This is a genomic window from Acetobacter nitrogenifigens DSM 23921 = NBRC 105050 (assembly GCF_000429165.1).
GTDB lineage: Bacteria > Pseudomonadota > Alphaproteobacteria > Acetobacterales > Acetobacteraceae > Acetobacter > Acetobacter nitrogenifigens.
Genome location: NZ_AUBI01000004.1, coordinates 262,416 through 275,308, shown reverse-complemented (window position 1 = coordinate 275,308; position 12,893 = coordinate 262,416). Strand labels below are relative to the sequence as shown.

Genomic DNA, 12,893 nt, shown 5'->3' with positions numbered 1-12,893 from the left:
CATGGAGAGTTCGCCTGATCGCGTTTCGGTGACTTAGGGCCTGTCGTCACGGTCTTGCAAGCATGGCGGGGCGTCCGCCGAAAATCGCCGTGCCGACGCGCACCAGTGTTGCGCCTTCAGCGATGGCTTCCGGGAAGTCAGCTGACATGCCCATGGACCGCGTCGGGAGACCGTGTGCGTCGGCGAGGGAGCCCAGGAAGCGGAAATGGGGCGCTGGGTTCGTTCCTTCTGGCGGGATGCACATCAACCCGCGCACCCGGTCGCCGAAGCGCTCCCGGCAGGTTCGGATGAACGCGTCCGCTTTTTCTCTGGGCACGCCGAACTTTTGGGGCTCGTCGCCGGTGTTGACCTCGATCAGCAATTCCGGGAGCCGCCCTTCCCGGTCCGCGGCGCGCGCCAGAGCGTCGGCAAGGGCCGGGCGGTCGAGGCTTTCGATCATGTCGGCGAGGCGCACGGCGTCGCGCGCCTTGTTGGTCTGCAAGCCGCCGATCAGGTGCAGTTTCAGATCCGGGTAACGGGCGCGCAAGGCGGGAAATTTTTCCGCCGCTTCCTGCACGCGGTTTTCGCCGAAGACGCGTTGCCCGGCTCGTAGCGCGGCCTCCACGCTCGCCGCCGGATGAAATTTGGAGACGGCGACAAGGCCGACCGAGGCGGGGTCTCGACCGGCGTCGCGCGCGGCGGCTTCGATCCGGGAGCGGACGGCGCGCAGGCCTTCGGCGATCGGATCGTTCACGCCTGTGGCCGGGTCAGATGACGGATCGTTCATAGACGGCAAAATGCCGCTCCTGAGCGTCAGGTCAAGCAGATGGTCGGAAGAAGGGTGCTTACTTCGCCGGGGTCGACGCGTTGGCCGGATTGTCGGCGGGGTTCACATAGGTCATGCCGAACGGGCCGACGCCGCTGACCTGCACAACCGTCGGAGAGGCGCCTGTGCGAAGCGCGTGAGGAACGCCTTGCGGCAGGTGCAGGAACGAGCCGGCTGCAAGCTCCTCTTTCTCACTGCTGTCCAGCGTTTTGCCGACGAAGTGCGTGAAGTGACCGGAGATGACAGTCAGCATCTCGTCCATGTTGTGAACATGGGGCGCGATGGTGGTGTGCGGAGGCATTTCGACGCGGATTACAAACGGGCCGGCGGCCGACACATCGCCGAAGACGTAGGAAATCTTCACGCCTTTGGGGAAGTCGACAGGCGCGGCGGCCCATGTGATCTGCCTCGGGGTAAGGACGACCGCCTTATCCTCGGCTGATGCGCAGAAAGGGGTGAGTGTCATTCCAATCAGGGAGACGGTCAGAAACGCTTTTTTCGACATTTGATCCTCTACGCGATGCGTGACGTTGCCGTTCCACGCACCCCAATACGGGTGCGTGGAACGGCCGGACTCAGTTCACGATATGCAGGCGGATGGACGGCGACCGCTCCACCACATTGATGGCGACTTCGTCTCCAACGCGGACGACGCGCGCCGTCAGATGCTCGCCGCCGACGGCGAGATTGAACAGGGTCAGGGATTCTATCGATTCAGGCAGGCAGGGCCGCGTGAACTCAACCGAGACTGATCCAGGATCGTAGCGCAGGCCGAGAATTGCCTGCAGCACGGCGGGCAGGGCGGCGGCGGCCCACGCCTGGGGTGAGCAGGCGACCGGATAGCGCACCGGCCCTTCCGACCTGTCGCGGGTGAAACCGCAATACAGCTCCGGAAGGCGCCGCAGGTCGGTGTAGAATGCAGCTGTGAACAGCGCCTCGAATATCTGGACAGCTTCGTCGCGATAACCGTGGCGGGCGAACCCCATGGCGATCAGCGAGTTGTCGTGAGGCCAGACGGTGCCGTTGTGGTAGGACATGGGATTATAACGCGCCTCGCCCTCCGGAATGGTGCGTATGCCCCAGCCACAGAATGAATTGCGGTGCATCAGCGTGCGGACCACCTGTTCCCGCCGTTCGGCGGGGGCGATGTCTGTCAGCAAGACGTGCCCGGCGTTCGACGATCGGACGGCGCATTGCTCCTTCTTGCCGTCCAGAGCGATGACATAGGTGCCTATGTCTTCGTTCCAGAATTTCAGGTTGAAGGTAACGCGCAGGGTCTCGGCGCGCTCGTCCTGATGAGCTGCGTAGGCTGTCTGGCCCAGTCGGCGACCAATCCGCGCAGCGGCGCGGCGCGCGGCATATACGTAGGCCTGCACTTCGCACAGGGCGATCGGGCCTTCCGCCAATGCACCGTCGGCGTGGAAAATGCTGTCAAAGCTGTCTTTCCAGCCCTGATTGACTAACCCGTCCTTGTTACGTCGGCCGTATTCGACAAAGCCGTCGCCGTCACGGTCGCCGAACCGCTCGATCCAGTCGACCGCGCGCGTGACGTGCGGCCAAAGATGGCTCAGCGTTCCGACGTCCCCCGTGCGATCGAGATATTCGCCAGCGAGCATCACGAAGAGCGGGGTTGAGTCGATCGAACCATAGTAACGGCGGAATGGCACCTCGCCGAGCTCGGCCATCTCGCCGAGCCGGACTTCATGCAGGATTTTTCCCGGCTCCGCGTCAGCTATGGGGTCTTCCTCATCGGCCTGATTGGCGGCGAGGTAAAGGAGGACGCCTTTGGCGATGGACGGATCGATCCAGAGCGTCTGAAGCGCCGTGATCAGTCCGTCGCGTCCGAAGACCGTGCTGTACCATGGCACGCCAGCGTAGGGGTAGTGGCCGGTCTTCTTCTCGGTCAGCAACATGTAGATGTCGCAGATGCAGCGGCGGATCGCTTCGTTGAATATCTCATTCGAGGTCGCGATGGCGGTGGCTTGAGACGAGGTCCGCCGCAGCGCGCGCCGCGCCGCGACGGCGCCGTTCAGAAACGCGCGATTGGGAGGAACGGTGCTGCGCTCCGACGGGTCGCACTGGATTTCCACATGGATCAGCGCGCGTTCGCCGGGAGCGATGGAGAACTCGAACGCCGCGTAATCCGCTGACAGCTTCTGCGGAGTTGGAGAAAATAGAAGACGCGTGGAGCGTTTCTTCTTATCGAGCCCCATATAGGAGAGCGTGACTTCATTCTCTCCGATCGCCGGGTCCAGGAACTGGCCACGCTTGGCGCGCCGTGCGCCACGAGCTTCGAACAGGTCGGCGTAGTCCGCGAAGAAACGCATGTCGCATGAGACGTTATGCGGTAAAACGTCGAAATTGCGGATTTCGATGCGTTCGAAGCAGCGGCCCTTCCAGAGAAAGCGGGACCGGCGGACATGCAGAAGGTCATGAGCCAGTCGTTCGCCGTCACTCAGGGGGAGTGATTCGTTGGTCATGTTGACCGACAGCATCACATTGTTTTCGCGGACAACCGACGACAGAAGCACCGGTCTCTGGCCGCCGAGCCGGAACGTCAATCCGGAAAGGTAGCGCGTGTCGTGGTAATATAGCCCGTCCGCGATGTCCTTGCCCCAGAGGATGTCGCCTGTCTGGTCGAAAACGCCAAACATATCACCCTGTTTCAGGGTATGCAGCTTGCGGCCAGACAGAAGTGCCGTGCCTGACAGGCTGAATTCGTCCGACTTGGGGGGGGCGGGCCGCTCCCCGACGGCGGGTTGCTTCTTGACGTCGCCGACCGTCGCTTCTGGCTGCATGTCCATGAGATCAGGTCCTCGCTTGCGAGAGCCGTCTTCCGCCCGGTGGTGGGCCGGAAGCGGCGTGGATGCACTGTGCGCCCGGCGCCAACAGGGGGCGTGACGGCGACTTTGTCAGGCACGATAGAACTGGCGGCGGATATGGGGAAGGTGGTTCGGCTCTAAAGTGGTCGGTTTCCGATTGACGTGGACTTCCCACCCTACGCGCGGTCCGGGGGGTGAGCCATAAATTTTTATCAACTCGATCTGACGCTTCGAAGGCGCGAAAAGTTCCCGCGACGTTGCCGGATTCTCCCTGCCGCGGTCGGCCTGATCGATTGCATTCCGCATGGCATCTATTCGTTTTTCAGGTAAATTTTTCTTTACCTAAGCGAGAGTTCGCGGCGGAATGCCGAGAAAAATCACCATGTCTGCACATTGCGTGAGGGATTGGTGAATTTTTAATACATCGCAGGCGTTGGCACCTTTGGTCGTGTCATGCGTTACAGGAGCCGAACCTCCTGGAGATTGTTGATGGCTACGTTTCACAAGCCGACAAGCGGGACGGAGTGGGCGACGCTCGTGCTCGCTGTCGTCGTCGTTCTGCTCGGCCTCCCTCTTCTGATCATGGGAGCGGAACTCGTCGCTCTCGGCGGCTCTTGGTACTATGTGCTGTTCGGCGCGGCGATTATCGCCGGCGGAGTGCTGATGTTGCTGGGGCGGACGCTCGGCGCTTTTGTATATCTTGCGGCATGGCTTGTGACCTGGCCCTGGGCCTTCTGGGAAGCCGGACTGGATGGATGGGCTCTTCTGCCACGACTTTTCGGACCGACACTGGTCGCCATCGCGGTCGCTCTGACAATTCCGGTGTTGCAGCGCATCGAACGCTCGACCGTAACGCGGGGAGGCGTCGCATGAAGAACCGTGCGCTACTTCTGACGGCCACTGTAATTGGTGGACTGTCTCTCGTTTACTCTACAGGACCGGGCGCGCTGGCGCAGGTGCCTGAACATGATGCGCCTCCGGGTCCAGGCGCCGGTAGTGACGGCGCTGGTGGGCGTCCGCCCTCCTATTTCGCAGGACCGTCGCCAAGCGCGCCCCAGGCGCCGGGCGTGAACGCGGCGAATATTCCGGATGGTCCGCCAGCGGAACCCAGTGAAGCGACCGAGGCCGTGGCGCAACAGGGCTCCGCTCCGGCGCACGACGACTGGCCTGCATACGGACGCGACAATGACGCGACCCGTTCGTCGCCGCTGGACCAGATCACGCCGGAGAATGTCGGCAAGCTTCAGCGTGCGTTCGTCTATCACACAGGCAGCAAGCCGGGACCGGGCCAAGCCAATAAATGGGCGGCTGAGACGACGCCGATCAAGGTCGGCGACGGCCTGTACACGTGTTCGGCCCTCGACGACATTATCAAGCTCGACCCGGCGACCGGCAAGGAAGTGTGGCGGCATGACGCGGGGGTCAAATACGCGAGTATTCCATATACGGCGGCATGTAAGGGCGTCGTTTACTACACGTCTTCGACCGTTCCTGAAGGCGAGCCGTGCCATAACCGCATCCTGGAAAGTACGCTCGATATGCGTCTGATCGAGGTTGACGCGGCGGACGGCAAGCTTTGTGAGGGCTTTGGGTATCACGGTCAGGTCAACCTCATGAAAGGCATGGGCGAGTCCGTTCCCGGGTTCGTGTCGATGACCTCACCGCCTCCGGTCGTGAACGGCGCCATCATCACCAACCAGGAAGTTCTCGATGGTCAGCGCCGCTGGGCGCCATCTGGCGTGATCCGTGGCTACGACGCCGAGACAGGGCGTTTCCTGTGGGCGTGGGACGTCAATCGTCCTGACGAGCATGGCGAACCGAAAGAAGGCGAGCACTACAGTCGCGGCACGCCGAATTCCTGGGCGACCATGACGGGCGACAATGAGCAGGGTCTTGTCTACGTTCCGACCGGCAACTCCGCCGCCGATTACTACAGCGCGATGCGGACGGACAAAGAGAACGCGGTATCGTCGTCAATCGTCGCGATCGACGTGAAGACCGGTTCCCCGCGTTGGGTGTTCCAGACCGCGCACAAGGACGTCTGGGACTACGACATCGGCTCTCAGCCGACGATGATCGACTTCCCCGGCCCGAACGGGGCTGTTCCCGCTCTGATCGTTCCGACGAAACGTGGGCAGACGTTCGTTCTCGATCGTCGTGACGGCAAGCCGATTCTTCCGGTGGAAGAGCGCCCTGCGCCGACGAACACCGATGTGCCCGGCGATCCTCGCTCGCCCACGCAGCCCTGGTCGGTCGCGATGCCGCGCCTTGGTTTCCCTGATCTCAAAGAATCTGACATGTGGGGCATGTCTCCGATCGATCAGCTTTACTGCCGTTTGAAGTATCGTCGGGCAAAGTATGACGGCGAATTCACTGCGCCGCAGATCGACAAGCCCTGGATTGAATATCCCGGTTACAACGGCGGCAGCGACTGGGGCAGCATGGCGTATGACGCCAAGTCAGGCATCCTGATCGCGAACTGGAACAACACGCCGATGTATGACCAGCTTGTGACTCGTCCGGTCGCAGACAAACTGGGCCTGATGCCGATCGACGATCCGCATTTCGACCCGAAGGGCGGCGGCGCAGAAGGCAACGGCGCGATGGCCGACACGCCATATGGCATCGTCGTGACGCCGTTCTGGGATCAGTACACCAGCATGATGTGCAACAAGCCGCCCTATGGCGCCATCACTGCGATCGATATGAAGACGCAGAAAGTGCTGTGGCAGCATCCGTTCGGCAGCGCTCGCGCGAACGGTCCGTGGGGTCTTCCCACCTATCTGCCGTTGACCATCGGCACGCCCAACAACGGCGGTCCGGTCATTACTGCGGGCGGCGTCGTGTTCGTGGGGGCGACCACGGACAACCTGATTCACGCCTTCGACGCGAAGACGGGCAAGGAGTTGTGGAGCGACGTGCTGCCGGGCGGCGGTCAGGCGACGCCCATGACCTACGAGTACAAGGGCAAGCAGTACGTCGCCATCATGGCTGGCGGACATCACTTCATGCAGACGCCGGTCAGTGACGCGCTGGTGGTTTACGCACTCCCTGACGCGCATTGATCACCAGATAACAAGGTCTGGCGCGTCAAAAGCCCCCGGTCGTTTCGGCCGGGGGCTTTTTTGTTTCGGCAACGCACTTGCCGCTGATTTGAACCGGTTTCGAGGCGCGTCGGGGCGAGGCGAAAGAGCAAAGCGCGTAAATGTGATTCTCGTAATTTTTTTTTGAGTATAAAAACCAATCTCCGTTGTTTTTGTTCTAATAACCAACAACACATGCTTTCGCGCGTCTCCCAAAAATATCTAAAATAACAAGGGAGGGATAATATCATTGGTGGATGTTCTGATTGGCGTCGACGTGGGCACAGGCAGCGCCCGCGCTGGTGTTTTCTCGCTTGATGGCGAAAAACTGGCTTCCGCGACCCAGTCGATCACGACATGGCGTCCACGGTCGGATTTCGCGCAGCAATCCTCCTCTGAAATATGGGCTGCGGTTTGCACTTGCGTCCGTCAGGCCCTGTCCCGGCTGTCGGACGTTCAGGTCGTAGGCGTCGGTTTCGACGCCACGTGTTCGCTGGTCGTTATCGGCGCGGATGGGCAGGGTCTGTCTGTCGACCCCGAGGGCGCGCCCGGTCAGGACGTTATTTTGTGGTCCGATCATCGAGCGCTCTCGGAGGCGGATGAAATAAACGTCGGTCGTTACGATGTGCTTCGATATGTAGGCGGAACCATCTCCCCGGAGATGGAGACGCCGAAGCTGTTATGGCTGAAGAGAAGACTGCCGGAGACCTATACGCGCGCGACGCTGTTTTTCGATCTCCCCGATTTTCTGACCTGGCGTGCGACCGGATCGGAATCCCGTTCCGCCTGTTCGACGGCCTGCAAATGGACTTACCTCGCGCATGAAGGGCAATGGGACGTCGATTACTTTCGCGGGATCGGCCTGGATGATCTTGTGGATGACGGGTTTGCGCGTATCGGTCGAGATATCCGGCCTCTGGGAGGCGTAGTTGGCCAAGGGCTGACCGAGGCCGCAGCGCGCGAACTCGGGTTGGAGCCCGGAACGCCGGTCGGGGTGTCAGCAATAGACGCCCACGCGGGAGGGATTGGAGTTCTGGGTGCGGCGGAGGCTTCGCAGTTCGATGCCGTGCTGGCGCTGATCTGCGGCACGTCGAGCTGCCATATGGCGGTCTCTTCCAGAGCGCGCTTTGTGGCGGGCGTATGGGGACCTTACGCGGACGCCATGTTGCCGGGCATGTGGCTGAATGAGGCCGGTCAATCCGCCGTTGGCTCGCTGGTCGATTTTATTGTCGAAACCCATGCGGCCGGGCCAGCGCTCATTGAGCAGGCAGGGCTTGAGAAACGTAGCGTGTTTGCTCTGCTCAACGAGCGTCTTGCGGCGCTGGAAAATGGCAGAGCGTCGGGAGAAATTGCGTCCTCCTTGCATGTTCTCGCCGATTTTCACGGAAACAGGTCTCCTTACGCGGATCCGGCTTTGCGTGGTGGAATCGACGGCCTGACGCTGTCGGCTGCGCAGGACGATCTGGTCCGCCTGTACCTCGCGTCCCTGCAGGGGCTCGCCTACGGAACACGCGACATTATCGACGCCCTCAATGCGGAAGGGTATCGGATCGACACTTTGCTTGCGACCGGAGGGTGGACGAAAAATCCTGTTTTTCTGAGGGAACATGCGAACGCGACAGGATGCAGGATACTTCTGCCGAAGGAGCCGGATTCGGTTCTTCTGGGCGCTGCGATTCTGGGAGCGATGGCCTCCGGCGTATTTCCAGACCTCGCTGCGGCGATGACGGCGATGAGTCGCTCTGGCGACGAGATATTGCCGGATTCAAGAACTTACGAATTCCATAAGGCAAAGCATGAGATTTCTCAGGATATGCGGCGCCGCCAACTGCAATATCGCGCGAGGATGGAGACGTGGGCGCGGGCGTGATTGAACGACGCCTTCGTCCGGAATCTTGAAGCTAAGAGATAATAAAATCAACAAAAGGCTTTTGGGGAGTTCAGAGAAAATGAATACAATCAGGGCGGTATTCAGCAAAACAGCGGCGGCCTTCTTAATCGCGGGCACGATCCTCGGCGGTGGGGCTGAAATTGCTCACGCAGACAGCACTTTGACGATCGCGACAGTGAACAATGGTGACATGATCGTCATGCGTGAATTGTCCAGCGAATTCGAAAAAGCGCATCCCGGCGTGCATCTGAACTGGGTCACACTGGAGGAGAACATCCTGCGCCAGCGCGTCACCACTGACATTGCGACCGGCGCCGGACAGTTCGACGTCATGACCATAGGAAATTATGAAGTTCCTATATGGGCGAAACAAAAATGGCTGGTCGAATTAAAGCCAGACGCGAATTATGATCTCGACGACCTGATCCCCACGGTGCGCAGCGGCCTGACTGTGGACGGCAAACTCTACGCCATGCCGTTCTACGCCGAGAGCGTCATGACCTATTATCGGAAGGACCTGTTCCAGAAAGCAGGTCTGACGATGCCGGAGGCTCCGACATACGACCAGATCAGGCAATATGCTGATAAATTAACGGATAAGTCCAACCAGATTTACGGCGTGTGCCTTCGTGGCAAGCCGGGCTGGGGAGAGAACATGGCGTTCGTGACCTCGCTGGCCAACACATACGGTGGACAATGGTTCGGCATGGGATGGAAGCCGATGCTGGACACGCCTGCCTGGAAAGGCGCGATAAACTGGTACGTTTCGGCTCTGAACGCCGACGGGCCACCGGGCGCGACATCGAACGGTTTCAACGAAAATCTGGCGCTTTTCTCCACCGGCCACTGCGCGATGTGGATCGATTCGACCGTGGCGGGCGGTTTGCTTTTTGATCCGAAGCAGTCGCAGGTCGCGGACAAGGTCGGGTTCACCGCATCCCCGAAGGGGCCTTACGGCAAGGGGCCGACCTGGCTTTGGACCTGGAACCTCGCTGTTCCTGCGAGCTCGAAGCATATTCAGGACGCGGAGGCCTTCGTCACATGGGCGACATCGAAAGATTATGTGAATCTTGTCGCACAGAAGAAGGGATGGGTGGCAGCGCCCGCCGGAACGCGCAAGTCGACCTATGAAAACGCCGAGTATCAGAAAGCGGCGCCGTTTGCGAAATTCGTGGAGAACGCCATCAACGAAGCCGGACCGGATGCGCCGACGGCGGAGCCGCGCCCGTATACTGGCGCGCAGTTTGTCATCATTCCGCAGTTTCAGGCGATCGGCACGCAGGTCGGGCAGACGATCGCGGCCGCGCTGTCAGGTCAGATGACGGTGGATCAGGCTCTGGCCGCGTCTCAAGCGTCTACAACGCGTACGATGCGCCAAACCGGCTATCTGCATTGAGGACATCAGCATGAGCGCCGTAACGACTGCATCGCAACATCACCGAAAGGCAGCGATAGGGGCGGGAGCAAGCGGGGCTCTGATGCTTGCGCCTGCGGTCTTTGTCCTTCTGGTCTGGTCCGTCGTTCCGCTTGTGTTGACGCTTTGGTACTCGTTCCAGAATTATAATCTGGTCGATCCGACTCTTCATGGGTTTGCCGGCGTCAATAACTACTGGTACCTGCTCTCCGACCCGGATTTTCTGCAGTCGCTGCTCAATACAGCTATTCTCGTCATTGGCGTTTTGGTGATTTCCGTCGGCGGAGGAACGCTGCTCGCGGTCCTGTACGACCAGGAGTTTGTTGGGCGCGGCGTAGCGCGTGTCCTTGTGATTTCTCCGTTTTTCGTCATGCCGACGGTGTCCGCCCTGTTGTGGAAAAATCTCATGCTGCACCCGATTTACGGTGTGTATTCATGGATGATGCGCGCCGTAGGTCTGACGCCGATAGACTGGCTGCAGCGATTTCCGATGCTGACGGTGATGATGATTGTGGCGTGGGAGTGGCTTCCTTTCGCCGTGCTGATCCTTCTGACCGCCGTGCAGTCGCTCGATGCGGAGCAAAAGGAGGCGGCGCTTCTGGATGGAGCGGGTCCTGTCGCACGGTTCTTCCACATCGTCCTGCCGCATCTCAGTCGGGCGATCGCGGTCGTCGTCATGATAGAGACCATCTACCTTCTCACAATTTTTGCCGAAATCATGGTCACGACGGCGGGTGGGCCGGGGGTCGCATCGACGAATCTCGCTTACCTTATCTATTCCCGCGCCCTGTTGCAGTTCGATGTCGGAGGCGCGTCAGCGGGCGGGGTGATCGCCATTGTGATCGCCAACATCGCAGCGGCGTTTCTCGTTCGGGCGGTCGCCCGCCATCTGGAGGTCTGAGGATATGGCGGGGCAACGTGCACGAGGGAAAAGTCTCGTGATCGCGGCGGTCGGTTGGGTCGTCGCTATCTGGATTTTCTTCCCGATATTCTGGATGTTCCTGACAAGCTTTAAGGGAGAAGCGGGGGCGATCGCTACGCCGCCGCGGCTGTTCTTCGTCCCCACCCTGGAGAGTTATCACGAGGTGTTTCAGCGGGGGAATTATTGGCGCGTCACTTTCAATACGCTGGGCGTCTCCATCGGCGCGACGGTTGTGGCGCTTCTGTTTTCCATTCCAGCAGCCTATGCGATGGCGTTTCTTCCCGGAAAGCGCACACGTGGAACTCTTCTGTGGATGCTTTCAACGCGTATGTTGCCGCCGGTCGGGGTGCTGGTGCCGATTTACCTGATCGCGAGGAACACGCATCTGCTGGATACGGTCACGGGTCTCGCTCTTGTGGACATGTTCACGAACCTGCCGATCACGGTGTGGATGCTTTACACGTTCTTTCGTGAAATCCCGGTTCCCATTCTGGAGGCCGGACGGATGGACGGGGCCAGCCGCTGGCAGGAAATCACGCGCGTCCTGCTGCCGCTTGCGACGCCCGGCATTGCGTCAACGGCGCTGCTGTCGATGATTTTATGCTGGAACGAGGCGTTCTGGTCGTTGAATCTCACGTCGTCGAACGCTGCTCCCCTTGCTGCGTTTATTGCGTCGTTCTCGTCGCCTGAGGGGCTGTTCTTTGGCAAGCTGTCGGCGGCGTCCACGCTTGCTGTGGCGCCGATCCTTGTCTTTGGCTGGATCAGCCAGAAGCAACTGGTGCGTGGCCTTACATTCGGCGCCGTCAAATGACCAGCATGAGCAGCGGTGAAGGAAACATCTGATGGCTACTGTCGAATTGAAAAATATTCGCAAGACGTATACGTCCGAAGAAATCATAAAAGGCGTTGATCTGTCGATCGAGAGTAAGGAGTTTGTCGTTTTTGTAGGGCCTTCGGGCTGTGGAAAGTCGACATTGCTGCGAATGATCGCGGGTTTGGAGGACATAAGCAGCGGGGATCTCCTGATTGACGGGCGACGGGTGAACGATCTGGCTCCGGCCGAACGTGGCCTCGCCATGGTGTTTCAGTCATATGCGTTATATCCGCACATGAATGTCTATCAGAACATGGAGTTCGGTCTGAAGCTGGCGAAGACGCCGGAAGCGGAGCGCCGCGAGAAGATCCTGGCTGTCGCACAAACGTTGCAGCTTGAGAACTACCTGAAGCACAAACCGGGGCAATTGTCCGGCGGGCAGCGGCAACGCGTCGCTATCGGCCGCGCGATCGTGCGGAATCCGAAAGTGTTTCTCTTCGACGAGCCATTGTCCAATCTCGACGCATCCCTGCGTGGTCAGATGCGCGTGGAACTGGCGACCCTGCATCGGAGGCTTGGGGCTACGACAATTTATGTGACGCATGATCAGATCGAAGCCATGACCATGGCGGACAAGATCGTGGTCCTGCAAAAAGGGATCGTCGAGCAGGTGGGGTCGCCTCTTGAGCTTTACGACCATCCTCGCAATCTGTTCGTCGCGAAATTCATCGGCTCTCCACCCATGAATTTTCTTCCGGGCACAGTGATCGCGGCATCCGAAGAGCAGGTCAGGGTTCGCCTTGCGTCGGGGCAGGAGATCGCCGTTGCGGCCGGGAGCGCTCAGGACTTGGTTGGCGCAGGGGTGACTTTGGGCGTCAGGCCCGAACATATCCGGCTGGGGGATTCCGTGGAGAACCGCGGAAGCGGTCAGGTGGAGCTTGTGGAATATCTCGGTTCCGCCGCACATCTTCATGTTCGTATGCAGGATGGCGCTCTTCTCGTGATCCAGACGGAAGGCGGCGTCGGCGTTCATGCGGACGATGCAGTCACATTCTCTTTCCCCGCAGAGCGATGCCATCTCTTCAATTCGGAAGGCGTGGCGCTCCATCGTCGTTCATCAGGTCGCATGGCCGCATAGGATC

General features: G+C 60.1%; 11 protein-coding genes. 7 read left to right on the top strand and 4 right to left on the bottom strand.

All coding sequences use genetic code 11. The features are described 5' to 3' along the window. Window positions 1-46: 46 nt before the first annotated feature. The 4 genes from G442_RS0108035 to G442_RS25000 all read right to left on the bottom strand — a co-directional run bounded on the left by G442_RS0108035 (window position 47) and on the right by G442_RS25000 (window position 3,933). Entirely contained in the window at window positions 47-766 is a 720-nt protein-coding gene (locus G442_RS0108035; RefSeq protein ID WP_026397583.1) for a YggS family pyridoxal phosphate-dependent enzyme, read from the bottom strand. A 58-nt stretch (window positions 767-824) separates the two neighbouring features. Continuing rightward, window positions 825-1,310 (bottom strand): cupin domain-containing protein, encoded by a 486-nt coding sequence (locus G442_RS0108030; protein WP_026397582.1) that lies wholly within the window; start codon window positions 1,308-1,310, stop codon window positions 825-827. Window positions 1,311-1,380: 70 nt separating this feature from the next. Further along, on the bottom strand, window positions 1,381-3,609 hold the full coding sequence (locus G442_RS0108025) for an amylo-alpha-1,6-glucosidase (RefSeq protein ID WP_026397581.1): 2,229 nt from the start codon (window positions 3,607-3,609) through the stop codon (window positions 1,381-1,383). Between the two features lie 108 nt (window positions 3,610-3,717). Next, entirely contained in the window at window positions 3,718-3,933 is a 216-nt protein-coding gene (locus G442_RS25000) for a hypothetical protein (RefSeq protein ID WP_154660358.1), read from the bottom strand. A 183-nt stretch (window positions 3,934-4,116) separates the two neighbouring features. On the opposite strand from G442_RS25000, the gene G442_RS0108020 reads away from it, so the two are divergent. The 7 genes from G442_RS0108020 to G442_RS0107990 all read left to right on the top strand — a co-directional run bounded on the left by G442_RS0108020 (window position 4,117) and on the right by G442_RS0107990 (window position 12,889). Continuing rightward, window positions 4,117-4,500, top strand: coding sequence for a hypothetical protein (locus G442_RS0108020; RefSeq protein WP_026397580.1), 384 nt, complete (start codon window positions 4,117-4,119; stop codon window positions 4,498-4,500). Beyond that, window positions 4,497-6,692, top strand: a complete 2,196-nt coding sequence (locus tag G442_RS0108015) for a pyrroloquinoline quinone-dependent dehydrogenase (RefSeq protein WP_026397579.1) — start codon at window positions 4,497-4,499, stop codon at window positions 6,690-6,692. Before G442_RS0108020 ends, G442_RS0108015 begins: the two co-directional genes overlap by 4 nt. Before the next feature lie 271 nt (window positions 6,693-6,963). Then, window positions 6,964-8,580, top strand: a complete 1,617-nt coding sequence (locus G442_RS0108010) for an FGGY-family carbohydrate kinase (RefSeq protein WP_026397578.1) — start codon at window positions 6,964-6,966, stop codon at window positions 8,578-8,580. A 79-nt stretch (window positions 8,581-8,659) separates the two neighbouring features. After that, window positions 8,660-9,997, top strand: a complete 1,338-nt coding sequence (locus tag G442_RS0108005; protein ID WP_026397577.1) for an ABC transporter substrate-binding protein — start codon at window positions 8,660-8,662, stop codon at window positions 9,995-9,997. Window positions 9,998-10,079: 82 nt separating this feature from the next. Next, complete coding sequence (locus G442_RS0108000) at window positions 10,080-10,916, top strand: carbohydrate ABC transporter permease (protein WP_051292091.1); 837 nt, start codon at window positions 10,080-10,082, stop codon at window positions 10,914-10,916. 4 nt (window positions 10,917-10,920) lie between these two features. Beyond that, entirely contained in the window at window positions 10,921-11,748 is an 828-nt protein-coding gene (locus G442_RS0107995; protein WP_026397575.1) for a carbohydrate ABC transporter permease, read from the top strand. Window positions 11,749-11,779: 31 nt separating this feature from the next. After that, entirely contained in the window at window positions 11,780-12,889 is a 1,110-nt protein-coding gene (locus G442_RS0107990; RefSeq protein WP_026397574.1) for an ABC transporter ATP-binding protein, read from the top strand. The last annotated feature ends 4 nt before the right edge of the window (window positions 12,890-12,893 follow it).